This is a genomic window from Streptomyces monomycini, from assembly GCF_022271435.1.
Classification (GTDB): Bacteria; Actinomycetota; Actinomycetes; order Streptomycetales; family Streptomycetaceae; genus Streptomyces; species Streptomyces monomycini.
The window spans coordinates 46,845-63,766 of sequence record NZ_JAFIQY010000014.1; the positions used below are offsets into that span (position 1 = coordinate 46,845).

Consider the following 16,922-nt stretch of genomic DNA (forward strand, 5'->3'; position numbering starts at 1 on the left):
GGCCCCCCCCGGCCCCCCCCCCCGGGGGGGGGCGCGGGCTGCGCCCCCCCCCCCCCGCCGCTGTTCCGTACCAGGCGCGCTGCCCCGGACCGGATCGTTCCCCCGGCGATCCGTCCAGGACAGCGCTTCCCCCGTGGGGCCCCGTACCCCCGTGCTTTCCCCCGTGGAGCCCCCTATCTTCCCCCGTGCTCCCCCGTCACGTCCGGGCTGCCGTGCCGTTCCGCCGCCCCGTGCCGGCGGTGCCGGCCCGGCGTCCCTTCCGTGCTGCACACTCTTCCGTCCGCGCAGGTCGCAGCCCATCCGCGTACCTACTCATCTCGGCGACTGAGTACGCATACTCAAACCTGAGCACCGGCGCGCAGCGGCTGGTTACGATCTCTGCGTGTCGGTACTCCCCCTTGTCTTCACCAGCGGATGGGCCAGTGGCATCAACGCCTACGCCGTCGTGCTGCTCCTCGGCGTGCTCGGAGCCACCGGAGCCGCCGACGAGGTGCCCGCCTCGTTGCAGCGCGCCGATGTGCTGATCGTCGCGGGGGTGCTCTTCCTGATCGAGGCGGTCGCCGACAAGATCCCGTACGTGGACTCGGTCTGGGACGCCGTGCACACGGTCGTACGGCCGGTGTCCGGCGGGGTCGTGGCGGCGCTGCTGGCGGGCCACGACGGGTCGCTGCCCGAGCTGGCGGCGGGCGCGGTGGGCGGCACCAGCGCGCTGGTCAGCCATCTGGTCAAGGCGGGCACGCGGATGGCGGTCAACGCCTCGCCGGAACCGGCCAGCAACTTCGTGCTGAGCACCCTGGAGGACCTCGGGGTCGCGGGCATCGTGGTCTTCGCGGTGTTCCACCCGGTGGCCGCGGCGATCGTCGCCGGTGTGCTGCTGGTCGCCGGGATCGTGCTGGTGGCGTTCCTGTGGTCGCGGGTACGGCGCTTCCTGCGGCGCAGGCGGCAGCGGCGGGAGGAGCGGCACCTGGCGGCGGCGCGGGAGGGTTCGGCGCCGGCGGGCTGAGCCGGGAGCCGCGTTGTCAGTGGTGCCGGATAAAGTCGCAGGCATGGCACGGATTGCGGTGATCGGCGCCGGGATGGGCGCGATGGCGGCCGCCGCCCGGCTGGCCGTCGCGGGCCACCGGGTGGCGGTGTACGAACGTGGGGCGACGTACGGCGGTGCGGTGCGCCGCTTCGAGCGCGCGGGCTTCGGCTTCGACACCGGCCCCGGGCTGCTCCATCTGCCCGCCGTCTACCGCGACCTGTTCGTCAAGACCGGCCGCGAGCCGCTGGAGAGCGTCGTCGAGCTGTCCCAGGTCGACCCGGCCGCCCGGCACGTCTTCGCCGACGGCTCGGCCGTCTCCTTGCCCAACGCGTCGCGGGCCGGCGTGCTCGCGGCGCTGGACGGCGCGCTCGGCGCGGGCGCGGGTGAGCGCTGGAGCGCGTTCCTGGGCCGCGCCCGCGACGCCTGGGACCGGACCCGCCGCCCGCTGCTGGAGGAGCCGCTGTGGCCCGACTGGCAGGTGCTCGGGCGTGATCCGTACCCGGCGCTGCCGAAGCGCGGGCTGTTCGGGCGCCGCAAGCCGGTCACGGACGCCTCCCTCGCCGACATCGCCGTCCATGAGCTGAAGGACCCACGGCTGGCCGCCCTCCTGGAGAGCTACGCCCTGGCGTACGGCTTCGACCCGCGCAGCGTCCCGGCGAGCGCCGCGGTCCTGCCGTACATGGAGCAGACTTTCGGAAGTTGGTATCCGCGCGGCGGCATCCGGGCGCTGGCCGACGCACTGTACGAGCGCTGTCTGGCCCGGAAGGTGGAGTTCACCTTCGGCGCCGAGGTGACGCGCGTCGTCGAGGCGGACGGCCGGGCGGCGGGCGTGGAGCTGCGCGACGGCGGGGTCGTCGAGGCGGACACGGTCGTCGCGGGCGTGGCTCCGCAGCGGCTGACGGCCCTTCTGCGGGGCGCGGAGCCGTGGGGCGCGGACGACGTACGGCCCGATGGCGACGCACACCGCCGGACGCCGGGGCGGTTCACGGTCGCCCTCGCGCTGCGTGGCCCCCGGCCCGCCGACGCGACCCACCGCACGGTGGTCCACGCGCCCGACCGTGCGGCGGAGTTGGGCACGCTCTTCGGGGTGGGCCCCGGGGCGCTGTGCGAGCGTCCGACGGTGACGGTGCTGCGCCCGGACGATCCGGCGTCCCGGCCCGACGACGATCACGAGGCCGTGACGCTGAGCGCCGCGGTCGCGCCGTACGGAGACCTGGCTGTGCCGTCCACCGCGGTAGCCGACGGGGATTCCGGGACTGCCGGGGAGACGGCCGCGCAGGCAGCGGCCGCCGACCGGCTGGTGACGGCCGCCGAGGCGGCGGTGCCAGGGCTGCGGGAGCGGGTGCTGTGGCGGGCCGTGCTGCCGCCCGCCGAGGGCGAAGCGATACCGGGCCCGGCGCTGGCCGGGGCCGGCGGCCGCTTCCTGCGCCCCGCCAACCGCACCCGCGTACCGGGGCTGTACGCGGTCGGCGGCTGGACGCACCCGGGCGGCGGGCTGGCGCACGCCGGGATGTCGGGCGCCCTCGTCGCGGGCCTGATCGTGAACGGGGACGACTGGCGCGGCTCGGAGTGACCCGAGGGCGCCGGCCAGCGGGCAGGGGGCGTCCGCGGGTGACCCGCGGGCGTCCGCGAGTGAGCAGGCGGCGTCCGCCGGCCGCTCAGTAGTGGTACTGCTGCCCGTCGTAGCCCTGGTTCTGATTCTGGTTCTGCGGTGGCTGGTAGGGCGGGTACGGCTGGTCGGCAGTGGGCTCGTTGCCACGCTGCTGCGGGACCCACACCCCGCCGGGCGGAGTGTCGCCGTAGGAAGGCTGCGCCTGGCCCTGTGACGGGTCCTGCACGCCGGTGTACTGCTGCGCCGGGTAGGCCTGGGTGCCGCCGAAGGCGTCGGGCTGGTCGTACGGGTCGTACTGCCCGGCGTACTGCTGCTGGCCGATGTACGGGTCGGTGTAGGGCGCCTGCCCGCCTTGCTGCTGGCCGGGGAACCCGCCCTGACCGGGGAGTCCGCCCTGGCCATGGCCTTGTTCGTGGCTCTGACCCTGCCCCTGCCCCTGCCCCTGCCCTTGACCGTGTCCCTGGCCCTGTCCCTGGCCCTGGTCCGTGCCGTAGGCGCTGTAGTGGTCGGGGTAGGCGTCCTGCCCGCTCTGGGCGGCGGCGCCGTAACCGCCGTCGTAGCCGTAGGCGTCCTGCCCGTATCCCCCGTAGCCGTCGTACGCGGCGTAGCCGGGCTCCTGCGAGCGGGCGTCGGAGCTGTATATGCCGTACTGGCCGGTCTCCTCGGGGATGGGCTGCGGGGCATACACCTCGGTGGAGTCGCCACCCCCGTAACCGCTCCCGGAGCCCTCGACGCCCGCGAACGGGTCCGTGCCGTCGAACGCCGCCGTGCTGCCGTACGCGGCCGTACCGTCGTACGCGGCCGTGCCGGCCGGTGGCGTGCCGCCGTCCGCCGCCCCGGTGGTGGCCGCTTCCTCCGCTGCGGGGACCGCCTCCAGGCCGCTGACCTGCAGGGTCGGCCCGGCGTCCGCGGCCCGGCCGCCGCCCTTGGCCCGGCGCCGCCGGTTGTCGCCGCGCTTGCCGCTGTCCCGGCGCTTGCCGCGCAGCGCCCAGCCGGACTGGAAACCGCTCCGGAAGGAGAGCGTGACGTAGGTCTGCCCGACGGCGAAGGCGATGGCGCCGGCCGCTATCACGATCACCGACGGGATGACGACACCGACGACCACACCGAGGAAGCCGGTGAAGGCCAGCAGCCGCCACCGCAGTCTGGCCTTGTACTGGAGCAGCACTTCACTGAGGAGCCAGAGGGCGACACAGCCGAATGCGATGTAGAGGACCACCCAGCCCATGTACGCCCCTCTTCCGCCGCCCCACAGGCCGCCGTGGTGCGGCAAACCGCCGTCAGGACTGCTGGTGCAGACCCAGATTCTCGTAGATTTCCAGCGTCGCCGTGGAGTGGTTCAGGGTAATGAAGTGCAACCCGGGACTTCCCTCGGCCATCAAGCGCGCACACAGCTCCGTCGCATACTCGATGCCAATGGAGCGTACAGCCGCCGGATCGTCCTTGACCGCGAGGATGCGCTCGGCCAGCTCGGGCGGGAAGGCGGCATTGCTGAGCTGCGCGAACCGTTCGATCTGGCGGACGTTGGTGACCGGCATGATCTCCGGGATGATGGGCGTCTCGCAACCCGCCGCGGCGACCCGGTCCCGCAGCCGGAGGTAGTCCTCGGCGTAGAAGAACATCTGGGTGATCGCGAAGTCCGCGCCGGCCCGGCACTTGTCGACGAAGTGCCGTACGTCGGTGTCCCAGTCCGTCGAGCGCGGATGCATCTCGGGGAAGGCCGCCACGCCGACGCAGAAGTCGCCCGACTCCTTGATGAGCCGGACCAGTTCGGCGGCGTACAGGACGCCTTCGGGGTGCTGGACCCAGTCGCCCATCGGGTCGCCGGGCGGGTCGCCGCGCAGCGCGAGCATGTTGCGGATACCGGCGTCGGCGTACTGCCCGATGATGTTGCGCAGGTCGGCTAGGGAGTGGTTGACGGCGGTCAGGTGGGCGACCGGGGTGAGGGTGGTGTCGGTGGCGATCCGTTCGGTCGCGCGCACCGTGCCCTCGCGGGAGGTGCCGCCCGCCCCGTACGTCACGGAGACGAAGGTCGGCGCGACCGCCTCGATCCGGCGAATGGCGTTCCACAACGTCCGCTCGCCCTTCTCCGTCTTCGGGGCGGCGAACTCGAACGAATACGACTGCTTGCCGGAAGCGAGCAGGTCGCGCACGGTCCGTGCGCGATCAGTCCTGGTGGAAGCTGTGCCTAGGGCCATACGTGCAGATTATCCACCGGCTTCCCGCACACCAACCGACTCCGGTGAAATGCCCGGATAGCCGCGTTCCGGTCCACACCGTGGACACCGCCCGGCCGACGCCCGGCCATCTCCCGTACGAACGGGCCCACGGCGGAGCGGTACGGGCGGCCCGCGCCGGAGCGGTCACTCCCCGCGGGCGCGTACCCGCTTCGCCAGGTCGGCGGCCGCGGCCCCCGGGTCCCCGGCCTCGGTGATCGCCCGGACGACGACCACCCGGCGGGCGCCCGCGTCCAGCACCTGGTCCAGGTTGGACGCGTCGATCCCCCCGATGGCGAACCAGGGGCGCTCGGGCCGCCGCGCGGCGGCGTGGCGGACCAGGCCGAGGCCGGGCGCGTGGCGGCCGGGCTTGGTCGGGGTGGGCCAGCAGGGGCCGGTGCAGAAGTAGTCCACGCCGGGCTCGGTCAGCGCGGCGTCCACCTCCGCCTCGGCGTGGGTGGACCGGCCGATCAGCACGTCCTCGCCGAGAACGGCGCGGGCGGCGGGCACCGGCAGGTCGCCCTGGCCCAGGTGCAGGACGTCCGAGCCGATGGCGTGGGCGACGTCGGCGCGGTCGTTGACCGCGAGCAGCTTGCCGTGCCGGCGGCAGGCGTCCGCGAAGACTTCCAGGTGGGCCAGCTCTTCGGCGGCCTCCATGCCCTTGTCGCGCAGCTGCACGACGTCCACGCCCGACGCGAGCACCGCGTCCAGGAACTGCGCGAGGTCGCCCTGGCGCTTGCGGGCGTCCGTGCACAGGTAGAGCCGGGCGTCGGACAGGGCGTGGCGTGCGGTGCTCATCGGGCGGGTCCCCCCAGGTCTGCGGCGTACGGGCCGGGCCTTCCGGCCCGTACGCCAGTGGTGCGAAGACGGTCGCGGCCGCGGGTGCGGGCGCGACGGTGGTACGGCTGCGGACGCACTCGACGCACGGGTGCGCCCCGCAGCAGGGAGCGGGCCTAGACGGCGAGCGCCTGAGCCCGGCGCTTCACCTCCGTACCGCGGTTCTCACGCAGGGCCTGGGCGGGGGTGCCGGGCAGCGTCTCGTCGGCGGTGAAGAGCCACTCCAGCATCTCCTCGTCGGCGAAGCCGTCGTCCCGCAGGAGCGTCAGCGTCCCGACGAGGCCCTTGACGACCTTGCCGTCCTTGATGAAGTCGGCCGGCACATGCAGGGCACGGTTCTCGCCGCGGCGCACCGCGATCAGCTGGCCCTCCTTCACCAGCTGCCGCACACGCGTCACCTCGACGCCGATCATCTCGGCGATGTCGGGGAGGGTGAGCCAGGCGGGGACGAGTCCATCGATCTTTGCGTCAATCTCGGTCACGGGACAAGCCTGCCACCTCGCACTGACAGCCGGTAGCCGGGCATCGCCATCGGCGCAGCCCACAGCACCCGAACGCGCCGCCGAACGTGCCGCCGGACGCGCTGTCGGACACACCGCCGGACACGCCACTCGCAGGAGCTACGGCCCGGCCCCGGCACCGGTTTCCGCCCCGGATTGCCTCAGACCGCCGCCGACTTCAGCGGTACGGACGCGTCCGCCGCCCTCCGCCGGTCCAGCACCGCGCCCCGCTCGATGAGCTTGCGGCCCTGGGCCAGGTCGCGGGGCCGGCCGACCGCCAGCAGCCCGACGAGCACGCCGTCGCGCAGCCACACCACCGACCAGGCCGCGCTCTCCGGGTCGCCGCGCCACACCGTCTCGTCAGCGCCCGCGTGGTGCCCGGCGTACTGCACGAAACGCCCGAACTGCTCGGACCAGAAGTACGGGACCGGGTCGTACACCGGCCCCTCGGCGGCGCCGCGGACGATGGTGGCGGCGACCGTGCGCGGCCCGTGCAGGGCGTTGTCCCAGTGGTGGACCAGCAGGCGGCTGCCGTAACGGGCGGACGGGAAGGAGACGCAGTCGCCGACCGCGTACACGTCGGGCAGCGTCGTGCGCAGCCGCTCGTCGGCCAGGACGGAGCGGTCCTCGGGCGACAGCTCGATGCCGGACCCGGCCAGCCAGGCGGTCGCGGGGCGGGCGCCGATGCCGACGACGACCGCGTCGGCGGTGAGCACCGTGCCGTCGGCGAGCGTCACCGCGCCCTCGGTGACCGCGGCGACCCGGGCGCCGGTCCGCAGCCGGGCGCCGCTGTCCTCGTACCAGGCCGCCATCGGAGCGGCGACCTCGGCGGGCAGCGCACCGGCCAGCGGCCGGTCGGCGGCCTCGACGACCGTCACCCGGCAGCCCGCCTCGCGCGCCGCGGTGGTGAACTCCGCGCCGATCCAGCCCGCGCCGACGACCACGACCTCGCGCTGCCCGGTCAGCACCGGCCGCAGCCGCTCGGCATCGTCGAGAGTGCGCAGCACATGGACGTCCGGCAGCCCGTCGCAGCCGGGCAGGGTGACCGGCTCGGCGCCGGTGGCGATGACCAGGTGGTCGTACGGCAGCGGCCCGGCGTCCGTCTCCAGCACCCGCGAGCCGGCCGCGAGCCCTATGGCGCGCCGGCCCAGCAGCAGCTCGATGCCGAGCGCCTCGAAGTCCACGTCGAAGGCGGACCCGTCGGCCTTGCCGAGCAGCACGGCCTTGGACAGCGGCGGGCGGTCGTACGGCTGGTGCGGCTCTTCGCCGAGCACCGTGACCGCCCCGCGCCAGCCCTGTTCGCGCAGGGCGACGGCGGTCTGCACACCGGCCAGTCCGGCGCCGACGATGACGGCGCGCCGGGTGCGCTCGGCCGCGCGTTCGGCGGATTCGCGGTCCTGGCGCGCGCGGTCAGGGTCCTGGGGCTGGGTCTGCTCGCTCACCCGATCACTGTAGGACGGGGCGTCTCGCGACCTGGAGCACCGCGCGACGAGATCTATGACACAACGTCACGGTCCGTAACCCGCCGGTGCCGGCCCCCGCGCCCCGCACCCGGCGCTCCCTTACGGCGCGTCGGCGGCCCGTACTAGGGTTGCCGGTGAACGCACACGCGGGAGCCCGGACGCGACCGGGCTGAGAGGGAGGCTGACGCGGCCTCCGACCGTACGAACCTGATCCGGGTCATGCCGGCGAAGGGAGGGGCTGGACACCCATGCATCCACCCGCACGGAACACGCGTCCGTCCACACGGAAATCGACATCCCCCGGGGCGGTCTCCGCGTCCGGCGCGAGCCCGGACGTGCTCGTCGTCGGCGGCGGCATCATCGGCCTGGTCACCGCCTGGCGGGCGGCCCGGCTCGGGCTGCGGACCGCCGTCGCCGACCCGGCCCCCGGCGGTGGCGCCGCCCAGGTCGCGGCGGGGATGCTGGCCGCCGTCACCGAGCTGCACTACGGCGAGCAGACGCTGCTCGGCCTCAATCTCGCCTCCGCGCGCCGCTATCCGGAGTTCGCCGCCGAGCTGACGGAGGCGAGCGGTCTGGATGTCGGCTACCGCCGGTGCGGCACCCTGGCCGTCGCGCTGGACGCCGACGACCGCGCCCACCTGCGCGACCTGCACGCCCTCCAGCTCCGCAGCGGCCTGGAGTCCGAGTGGCTGACGGGGCGCGAGTGCCGTCGCCTGGAGCCGTTGCTCGCGCCGGGCGTGCGCGGGGGCCTGCGCGTGGACGGGGACCACCAGGTCGATCCGCGGCGGCTGGCCGCCGCGCTGCTCGCCGCCTGCGAGCGGGCCGGGGTCGCCTTCCACCGCTCCGCGGCCGAGCGGCTGACCGTCGTGCGGGGCCGCGCCACCGGCGCCGGACTGGCCGACGGCAGCCGGGTCACGGCCGGGCAGGTGGTGCTCGCGGCGGGCAGCCGGAGCGGGCTGCTGGCGGGCGTCCCCGAGGACGTGCTGCCGCCGGTCCGCCCGGTCAAGGGCCAGGTGCTGCGGCTGCGGATGCCGGACGGCCTGCCCGGCGGCGTACCGTTTCTGTCCCGCACCGTACGGGCCGTGGTGCGCGGCGGCCCGCTCTACCTCGTACCGCGCGAGAACGGTGAGTTGGTCGTCGGCGCCACCAGCGAGGAGCTGGGCTGGGACACCACGGTCACCGCGGGCGGGGTCTACGAGCTGCTGCGGGACGCCCATGAGCTGGTCCCCGGCATCACCGAACTGCCCCTGGTCGAGTCCCGCGCCGGGCTGCGCCCCGGCTCGCCCGACAACGCGCCGCTGCTCGGCCCGACCGCGCTGCCCGGCCTGCTGGTGGCGACCGGGCACCACCGCAACGGGGTGCTGCTGACGCCGGTCACGGGCGACGTGATGGCGGCGGCGCTGACCGGCGGCCCGCTGCCGGAGGAGGCGCGGGCGTTCACCCCGGACCGCTTCGCGGCGGGCGCGTCCGGGCTCCCGGCATCGTCCGGTCCCGCGCCCTCGTCCGGTCCCGCGCCGTCGTCCCCTCCCCTCCAGGCTCCCGCGAACGGCACCGACCAGGCTCCCGCGACCGCCCCCGCCCCTCAGGAGCAGCCCGTATGACCGTCACCACGCCCATCACCGTCTCCGTGAACGGCGAGCCCCGGGAGTTCCCCGGCGGGCTCACCCTGGACCGGCTCGTCGCCGGTCTGACCACGGCACCGGGCGGCGTGGCCGCCGCCGTCAACGAGGCCGTGGTGCCGCGCGGCCAGTGGCCCGCCACCGCGCTCGGCGACGGCGACCGCGTCGAGGTCCTCACCGCAGTCCAGGGAGGCTGATCCGTACGTCATGGCCGACGACCTCCTCACCATCGCCGACACCGCCTTCGACTCCCGACTGATCATGGGGACGGGCGGAGCGCCCAGTCTCGACATCCTGGAACGGGCGCTGCTCGCCTCCGGTACGGAGCTGACGACGGTCGCCATGCGCCGTCTGGACCCGACCGTGCAGGGCTCGGTGCTGTCCGTACTGGAACGGCACGGCATCCGCGTGCTGCCGAACACCGCGGGCTGCTTCACCGCGGGCGAGGCGGTCCTGACCGCCCGGCTGGCCCGGGAGGCGCTGGGCACCGACTGGGTCAAGCTGGAGGTGGTCGCGGACGAGCGCACGCTGCTGCCGGACCCGGTCGAGCTGCTGGACGCCGCGGAGACCCTGGTGGACGACGGCTTCACCGTCCTGCCGTACACCAACGACGACCCGGTGCTGGCCCGCAAGCTGGAGGACGTGGGCTGCGCGGCGATCATGCCGCTGGGCTCCCCCATCGGCTCCGGGCTCGGCATCCGCAACCCGCACAACTTCCAGCTGATCACCGAGCGGGCCAGGGTCCCGGTGATCCTGGACGCGGGCGCCGGCACCGCCTCCGACGCCGCCCTGGCCATGGAGCTGGGCTGCGCCGCGGTGATGCTGGCCTCGGCGGTGACCCGAGCGCAGGAGCCCGTCCTGATGGCGGAGGCCATGCGGCACGCGGTCGAGGGCGGCCGGCTGGCGTACCGGGCCGGGCGCATCCCCCGCCGCCACTACGCGGAAGCCTCCTCCCCGGTGGAGGGCGTCGCCGCGCTGGACCCGGAACGCCCGGCCTTCTGATCGGCCGCGGCCTCCCGGGGCACGGCGGGCAGCGTCCCTGACCGGCCGCCGCCCGCCACCACCCGACACCACCCACCCCGCGAAAGGGGCATCCCGCACATCCCGGCCGGTCCGCGGCCCGCCCCTGTCACTGTTCGGATGCAATGGCCGCGGGTTCCCGGGCAGGGCGTCCGGCACCGCCGTGGCGGCTCGTAGACTCGTCTGCCGTGGATACGACCCTTCAGGACCCGCTGGTCGGGCAGCTGCTCGACGGCCGGTACCAGGTGCAGGCGCGCGTCGCCGCCGGCGGCATGGCCACGGTCTACCGGGCCGTGGACACCCGGCTGGACCGGGTGCTCGCCCTGAAGGTGATGCACCCGTCGCTGGCGGCCGACGCCGCGTTCGTCGACCGCTTCATCCGCGAGGCCAAGTCCGCCGCCCGGCTCGACCACCCCAATGTGGTGGGCGTCTACGACCAGGGCACCGACGGCACGTACGTGTACCTGGCCATGGAGTACGTCGCCGGGTGCACGCTGCGCGACGTCCTGCGCGAGCGCGGCGCCCTCCAGCCGCGGGCGGCGCTGGACATCGTGGAGCCGATCCTGGCCGCGCTGGGCGCCGCCCACCGGGCCGGGCTGGTGCACCGCGACATGAAGCCGGAGAACGTCCTGATCGGCGACGACGGCCGGGTCAAGGTCGCCGACTTCGGCCTCGTACGGACCGTGGACGCGAACAGCACCGCCTCGACCGGCTCGCTCCTGGGCACGGTCTCCTACCTGGCGCCCGAGCGCATCGAAGACAGTACGGCCGGTGCGGCCGGTCCGCCCGCGGACGTCTACGCGTGCGGTGTCGTGCTGTTCGAGATGCTGACCGGCGGCAAGCCGCACACCGGCGGCAGCGCCGCCCAGGTGCTCTACCAGCACCTCCACGAGGGCGTGCCGGCCCCTTCCACGTACGCGCCCGAGCTGGCGCCGCAGCTCGACGACCTGGTCGCCGCGGCCACCGCGCGCCGCCCCGAGCTGCGCCCGCAGGACGCGGTGACGCTGCTCGCGCAGACGCGCACGGTACGGGCCGAGCTGACCGACGCGCAGCTGGACGCGGTGCCGCCGCAGGCCAACGAGGCACCGGCGGGCGGGGCCGCGGCGGGCTCCGAGGACCGTACGAGCGTGCTGCCGCGGATCGCCGTCCAGCAGCCGCTGCCGCTGGAGGAGCCGCTGAACCACACCAGCAGGCTGGAGACTCCGCCACCGGACCCGGTGTCGGCGGCCGAGCCGACCACCCGGCTGCGCCCGGCGGCGGCCGCCCCGCGGACGGGGCCCTGGGCCGGAGCGTGGACCGGGCTGCTGCGGACCCGGCGCAGGGCGGCCTCGGTAATCGCCGCCGTGCTGCTCGTACTGGTGGTGGGCGCGGGCGTCTGGTACATCAACTCCGGACAGTTCACCACCGTCCCGCCCGTACTGGACATGACGCAGGCGAAGGCGGAGCAGACGCTGCGCGACGAGGGCCTGGAGGTGAAGGTGGAGCGCGCCTTCAGCCCGAATGTGGAGCGTGGCCACGTCATGGCCACGGAGCCGGAGAACGGCAAGCGCATCCGCGGTACGGGCACGGTCACCATCACCTTGTCCAAGGGCCCGGAGATCGTGCAGGTGCCCGACCTGGTGGGCACGCCGGTCGCCGACGCCAAGCGCAAGCTGCGCGACCTGGGGCTGACCGTCGGCACGGTGCACAAGGAGTTCTCCGACGAGGTCGCCAAGGGGTCGGTGATCGGCACCGACCCGGCGGCCGGCAGCAAGCGGCGCCCGGAGACCGCCGTCGCGCTCACGGTCAGCCGTGGCGCCGAGGTCGACGTGCCGGACGTGACCGGCCGGGACCGGGCGGACGCGGAGGCGACACTGCGCGGCGCGGGCTTCGAGGTGAAGATCGCGGACGGTACGGTGCACTCCCCGCACGACAAGGGCAAGGTCGCCCGGCAGGAGCCGGGGGCGGGCGGCAAGCTGGGCCGGGGCGACACCGTGACGCTCACGCTCTCCGAGGGCCCCGAGATGGTCACCGTGCCGGACGTGACCGGCAAGACCGAGGCCGACGCGCGGCAGGCCCTGTCCGACGCGGGCTTCGCGGTCGAGGTCAAGAAGCCGTTCCTGTTCCCGAAGGACAAGGTCGCGAGCCAGTCGGTCGCGGGCGGCGGGCAGGCGGCGAAGGGCAGCAAGATCACCATCCGGCTGGAGAGCGTGCTGTGAGCCGGGGCGGCGCCTCGGCGCCGTCCCCGGGCCCCCGGGCCCCCAGGCCCCCAGGCCCGCTGTCCCGCCGTCCCGCTGTGAGCAAGGACGCCCGCCCGCACGCCGGGGCGGGCGCCCGGCACCTGGCACCCTTGACGGGTGAGCACCTCCCCTTCCCCGCAGAACTCTCCGCAGAACGTTCCGCAGGACGCCCAGCAGGACGCCCGGCAGACCTCCCAGCAGCGCGCCCGGGAGCGCAATCCGGTCGGCGGCCACGTCCCGGTGGCCGGCGGTCTGGCCAAGGTCGGCGTCCCGTACGCCCGTGACATCGGCGGCGAGGCCGTACAGGTCTTCGTCGCCAACCCGCGCGGCTGGGCGACGCCGCCCGGCAGCCCGCAGCAGGACGAGGCGTTCCGGGAGGCGTGCGAACGGGAGGCGCTCCCGGCGTACGTGCACGCCCCCTACCTGATCAACTTCGGCTCGCACACCGCGGAGACCGTCGAGAAGTCCGTGCTCTCGCTGCGCCACTCGCTGCGGCGCGGCCGGGCGATCGGCGCGCGGGGCGTGGTGGTGCACACCGGCTCGGCGACCGGCGGGCGCCCCCGCGCCGAGGCCCTGGCGCAGGTACGCGAACGGATGCGTCCGCTGCTGGAGGAGCTGACGCACGACGACGACCCGTGGCTGCTGCTGGAGCCGACGGCGGGTCAGGGCGCGTCGCTGTGCGCGCTGGCGGAGGATCTCGGTCCGTACTTCGACGCGCTGGACCGGCACCCGAAGCTGGGCATCTGCCTGGACACCTGCCACGCCTTCGCGGCCGGGCACGACATGGCGGCGCCCGGCGGCATGAAGGCGCTGCTGGACGAGCTGGTCGACGTCGCGGGCGAGGGGCGGCTGAAACTGATCCACGCCAACGACTCCAAGGACGTCGTCGGCGCACACAAGGACCGCCACGAGAACATCGGCGCGGGGCACATCGGCGCCGACCCGTTCGGTGAGCTGTTCCGGCATCCGGCCACCCTGGGCGTACCGCTGGTGATCGAGACCCCGGGCGGCAAGGAGGGGCACGCGGCGGACGTGGCCCGGCTGAAGGATCTGCGGCACCCGGCCTGAGGCGGGCGGGCCGGGGCGCGCGGTACCGGCTACGGGCAGGTGCCGGTGCGGCTACGGGCGGGTACGACTACGGGTCGGCGCCGGTGCGGATACGAGCAGGCGCCGGTACGGCTACAGCTCCGGCCCGTCCCCCGGCCCTTCCTGGTAGGAGTAGCGCTGCTCGCGCCACGGGTCGCCGAGGTTGTGGTAGCCGCGCTCCTCCCAGAAGCCACGGCGGTCCGCTGTCATGTACTCGATGCCGCGCACCCACTTGGGCCCTTTCCAGGCGTACAGGTGCGGCACGATCAGGCGGACCGGAAACCCGTGCTCGGCGGTGAGCAGCTCACCGGAGCGGTGGGTGGCGAACAGTGACTTGGCGTCGGCGAAGTCGGCCAGCTTGAGGTTCGAACTGAATCCGTATTCGGCCCACACCATCACATGGGTGACATCCGGGGCCGGCGGCGCGAGGTCGAGAAGGGTACGGGTGGAGATTCCACCCCATTCGGCGCCGAGCATGCTGAACTTCGTGACGCAGTGCATGTCGGCCACAACGGTCGTATAGGGCAGCGCGGTGAATTCCTCGTGCGTCCAGCAGTGCTTGCCGCCGTCCGCGGTGGCGCCGAAAGCGCGGAACTCCCAGCGCTCGGGCCGGAATTTCGGTACCGGGCCGTAGTGCGTGACCGGCCATCCCCGTTGCAGTCGCTGCCCCGGAGGCAGCTGAGGATGCTCCGCTTCGCGGCTTTCGGGCTGACCCATGCTCTCCATGGTGTCAGACCCTCGGGCGTGCCGGTGACCAGGGCGACAGCGATTCGGGCAACTCGTACTAAGCGTGCACTTACTGGACGCCCAGCTCACGACGGTGCAAGGATGCGCGGCACCTGCCAGTACTCGCGTGGAAGGAGCCCGCTGCCATGCAGGGCGACCCCGAGGTCATCGAATTCCTCAACGAGCAGCTGACCGCCGAGCTGACCGCCATCAACCAGTACTTCCTGCACGCGAAGATGCAGGAGAACTTCGGCTGGACCAAGCTGGCCAAGTACACCCGGCACGAGTCGTTCGACGAGATGAAGCATGCGGAGATCCTCACCGACCGCATCCTCTTCCTGGACGGCCTGCCCAACTACCAGCGGCTCTTCCACGTCCGGGTGGGCCAGACCGTCACCGAGATGTTCCAGGCGGACCGGCAGATCGAGGTGGAGGCCATCGACCGCCTCAAGCGGGGCATCGACGTGATGCGGACCAAGGGGGACATCACCTCGGCCAACATCTTCGAGTCCATCCTGGCCGACGAGGAGCACCACATCGACTATCTGGACACCCAGCTGGACCTGATCGAGAAGCTCGGCGAGCCGCTGTATCTCGCCCAGGTGATCGAGCAGCCGGAGGGCTGAGGTGGTCCGCTGACGATCCGCTGAAACGGTCCGCCCAAGCGGAACGTTCCTTCAGCCGGGCCGTACGGACGAGTGCTCCGGACAGCGCCACGTCGGCGCGCCGCCTCCGGAGTGGCTTCAGGCCGCTTCCGGCAGGGCGCCGGGCGCCACGCCGGGTGCCGTCTGCGGCGCGATGTCGTACGGGCCGGGCCTGCCGGCACCCGTCCCCGCGGCCGTACCGCCGGACGCCTCGGCGCCGAGCGGTTCGGGGGCGCCCTGGTCGATCAGCTCGCGCCGGGGGCAGGTGCCCCGGCCCAGCAGCGCCTGGATGCGGCGGACGCAGCCGCCGCAGTCGGTGCCGGCCTTGCTGGCGGAAGCGATCTGGCGCGGAGTGCAGGCACCGGACTCCGCGTGCTCACGGACCTGCTGCTCCGTGATGCCGAAGCACGAGCAGACGTACACGCGGATTCACCTCCGTCGACCTGTTCCGCAGTGAGGTTACCCTTACCTTACCCGGGACGAAAGTCCGTTAACAACGCCGATGGGGCGCGGATCCTGTGATCCGCGCCCCATCGGTGCGTGCGTACGGCCCGGCCGGGCCGGTGACTCACTGGTCCCGGTACATCTCCGCCACCAGGAACGCCAGGTCCAGCGACTGGCTGCGGTTGAGCCGCGGGTCGCAGGCGGTCTCGTAGCGCTGGTGCAGGTCGTCGACGAAGATCTCGTCGCCGCCGCCCACGCACTCGGTGACGTCGTCGCCGGTCAGCTCGACGTGGATGCCGCCCGGGTGCGTACCCAGGCCCTTGTGCACCTCGAAGAAGCCCTTGACCTCGTCCAGCACGTCGTCGAAGCGCCGGGTCTTGTGCCCGGAGGCGGCCTCGAAGGTGTTGCCGTGCATCGGGTCGCAGATCCAGGCGACCTGCGCGCCGGAGGCGGTGACCTTCTCGACCAGCTCGGGCAGCTTGTCGCGGATCTTGTCCGCGCCCATCCGGGTGATGAAGGTCAGCCGGCCCGGCTCGCGCTCCGGGTCGAGGCGCTCGATGAGCGTGAGCGCGTCCTCGGCGGTCGTCGTCGGGCCCAGCTTGACGCCGATCGGGTTGCGGATGCGGGAGGCGAACTCGATGTGCGCGCCGTCCAGTTGGCGGGTGCGCTCACCGATCCAGACCATGTGGCCGGAGACGTCGTAAAGGTTGCCGGTCCGCGAGTCGGTACGGGTCAGCGCGGACTCGTAGTCCAGCACCAGCGCTTCGTGGGAGGCGTAGAACTCGACCGTCTTGAACTCCTCCGGGTCCACCCCGCAGGCGTTCATGAAGTTCATCGCGCGGTCGATCTCGCGCGCCAGCGCCTCGTACCGCTGCCCGGACGGGGAGGACTTCACGAAGTCCTGGTTCCAGGCGTGCACCTGGCGCAGGTCGGCGTAGCCGCCGGTGGTGAAGGCCCGTACGAGGTTCAGCGTCGCGGCGGAGGCGTGGTACATCCGCTTCAGGCGCTGCGGGTCCGGGATGCGGGCCGCCTCGGTGAACTCGAAGCCGTTGACGGAGTCGCCGCGGTAGGTCGGCAGCGTCACCCCGTCGCGGGTCTCGGTGGGCTTGGAGCGCGGCTTGCTGTACTGGCCCGCGATCCGGCCGACCTTGACGACCGGGACCGACCCGGCGTACGTGAGGACCGCGCCCATCTGGAGCAGGGTCTTGAGCTTGTTGCGGATGTGCTCGGCGGAGACGGCGTCGAACGCTTCCGCGCAGTCGCCGCCCTGCAGCAGGAACGCCTCGCCGCGGGCGACCGCGCCCAGGCGCTCGCGCAGCTGGTCGCACTCGCCGGCGAAGACGAGCGGCGGATAGGACTCCAGCTCGGCGATCACATCGCGCAGAGCCTCTTGGTCCGGCCATTCAGGCTGCTGCGCCGCGGGCAGGTCTCGCCAGGTGTTGCCACCGGCGTGGATTTCAGCGTTCACGGTCACGCGTCAACTTTACGGGGTCGGGAGAGGGGTCCATCTCG

Annotated in this window: 16 protein-coding genes and 1 riboswitch; of the genes, 8 read left to right on the plus strand and 8 right to left on the minus strand. The window is 73.5% G+C overall.

Annotation, left to right across the window (positions count from 1 at the left end; translation table 11 throughout):
• Positions 1-382 precede the first annotated feature (382 nt).
• Positions 383-1,003, plus strand: a complete 621-nt coding sequence (locus tag JXZ78_RS17995; RefSeq protein ID WP_030020896.1) for a DUF4126 domain-containing protein — start codon at positions 383-385, stop codon at positions 1,001-1,003.
• Positions 1,004-1,046: 43 nt separating this feature from the next.
• Positions 1,047-2,597, plus strand: coding sequence for a phytoene desaturase family protein (locus JXZ78_RS18000; RefSeq protein WP_030020895.1), 1,551 nt, complete (start codon positions 1,047-1,049; stop codon positions 2,595-2,597).
• 85 nt (positions 2,598-2,682) lie between these two features.
• On the opposite strand, the gene JXZ78_RS18005 is transcribed toward JXZ78_RS18000, so the two are convergent.
• The 5 genes from JXZ78_RS18005 to JXZ78_RS18025 form a co-directional block, all read right to left on the minus strand.
• Positions 2,683-3,864 (minus strand): hypothetical protein, encoded by a 1,182-nt coding sequence (locus tag JXZ78_RS18005; protein ID WP_030020894.1) that lies wholly within the window; start codon positions 3,862-3,864, stop codon positions 2,683-2,685.
• A 52-nt stretch (positions 3,865-3,916) separates the two neighbouring features.
• Positions 3,917-4,834, minus strand: coding sequence for a methylenetetrahydrofolate reductase [NAD(P)H] (gene metF, locus JXZ78_RS18010; protein WP_030020893.1), 918 nt, complete (start codon positions 4,832-4,834; stop codon positions 3,917-3,919).
• Positions 4,835-4,999: 165 nt separating this feature from the next.
• Positions 5,000-5,650 carry a thiamine phosphate synthase gene (gene thiE, locus JXZ78_RS18015; protein WP_030020892.1) on the minus strand — a complete coding sequence of 217 codons (651 nt, stop codon included), beginning with the start codon at positions 5,648-5,650 and terminating at the stop codon, positions 5,000-5,002.
• A 155-nt stretch (positions 5,651-5,805) separates the two neighbouring features.
• Positions 5,806-6,171 carry an Rv2175c family DNA-binding protein gene (locus JXZ78_RS18020; RefSeq protein ID WP_030020891.1) on the minus strand — a complete coding sequence of 122 codons (366 nt, stop codon included), beginning with the start codon at positions 6,169-6,171 and terminating at the stop codon, positions 5,806-5,808.
• A gap of 179 nt (positions 6,172-6,350) precedes the next feature.
• On the minus strand, positions 6,351-7,631 hold the full coding sequence (locus JXZ78_RS18025) for an NAD(P)/FAD-dependent oxidoreductase (RefSeq protein WP_030020890.1): 1,281 nt from the start codon (positions 7,629-7,631) through the stop codon (positions 6,351-6,353).
• A gap of 156 nt (positions 7,632-7,787) precedes the next feature.
• Positions 7,788-7,903, plus strand: a riboswitch (TPP riboswitch).
• On the opposite strand from JXZ78_RS18025, the gene thiO reads away from it, so the two are divergent.
• The 5 genes from thiO (at position 7,901) to JXZ78_RS18050 (ending at position 13,578) form a co-directional block, all read left to right on the plus strand.
• Positions 7,901-9,253 (plus strand): glycine oxidase ThiO, encoded by a 1,353-nt coding sequence (gene thiO, locus JXZ78_RS18030; RefSeq protein WP_167745433.1) that lies wholly within the window; start codon positions 7,901-7,903, stop codon positions 9,251-9,253. (Overlaps the previous riboswitch by 3 nt.)
• Positions 9,250-9,468 (plus strand): sulfur carrier protein ThiS, encoded by a 219-nt coding sequence (thiS, locus tag JXZ78_RS18035; RefSeq protein ID WP_030020888.1) that lies wholly within the window; start codon positions 9,250-9,252, stop codon positions 9,466-9,468. The genes thiO and thiS overlap by 4 nt, the downstream gene beginning before the upstream one ends.
• Before the next feature lie 10 nt (positions 9,469-9,478).
• A complete protein-coding gene (locus tag JXZ78_RS18040) occupies positions 9,479-10,273 on the plus strand; it encodes a thiazole synthase (protein ID WP_030020887.1) in 795 nt (264 codons plus the stop codon).
• Between the two features lie 206 nt (positions 10,274-10,479).
• Entirely contained in the window at positions 10,480-12,489 is a 2,010-nt protein-coding gene (pknB, locus tag JXZ78_RS18045; protein ID WP_030020886.1) for a Stk1 family PASTA domain-containing Ser/Thr kinase, read from the plus strand.
• 138 nt (positions 12,490-12,627) lie between these two features.
• Positions 12,628-13,578 carry a deoxyribonuclease IV gene (locus JXZ78_RS18050; protein WP_078624338.1) on the plus strand — a complete coding sequence of 317 codons (951 nt, stop codon included), beginning with the start codon at positions 12,628-12,630 and terminating at the stop codon, positions 13,576-13,578.
• Positions 13,579-13,689: 111 nt separating this feature from the next.
• Here JXZ78_RS18050 and JXZ78_RS18055 read toward each other — a convergent pair whose 3' ends face one another.
• Positions 13,690-14,322 (minus strand): sulfite oxidase-like oxidoreductase, encoded by a 633-nt coding sequence (locus JXZ78_RS18055; RefSeq protein WP_030020884.1) that lies wholly within the window; start codon positions 14,320-14,322, stop codon positions 13,690-13,692.
• A 146-nt stretch (positions 14,323-14,468) separates the two neighbouring features.
• Between JXZ78_RS18055 and bfr the strand changes: the two genes are divergently transcribed.
• Positions 14,469-14,948 (plus strand): bacterioferritin, encoded by a 480-nt coding sequence (bfr, locus tag JXZ78_RS18060; protein ID WP_030020883.1) that lies wholly within the window; start codon positions 14,469-14,471, stop codon positions 14,946-14,948.
• Between the two features lie 117 nt (positions 14,949-15,065).
• Here bfr and JXZ78_RS18065 read toward each other — a convergent pair whose 3' ends face one another.
• Both JXZ78_RS18065 and JXZ78_RS18070 read right to left on the minus strand, forming a co-directional pair.
• Positions 15,066-15,389 (minus strand): (2Fe-2S)-binding protein, encoded by a 324-nt coding sequence (locus JXZ78_RS18065; protein WP_030020882.1) that lies wholly within the window; start codon positions 15,387-15,389, stop codon positions 15,066-15,068.
• Between the two features lie 145 nt (positions 15,390-15,534).
• Positions 15,535-16,884: a class II 3-deoxy-7-phosphoheptulonate synthase gene (locus tag JXZ78_RS18070; RefSeq protein ID WP_033038167.1), complete on the minus strand. Its 1,350-nt coding sequence runs from the start codon at positions 16,882-16,884 to the stop codon at positions 15,535-15,537.
• Positions 16,885-16,922: the final 38 nt, after the last annotated feature.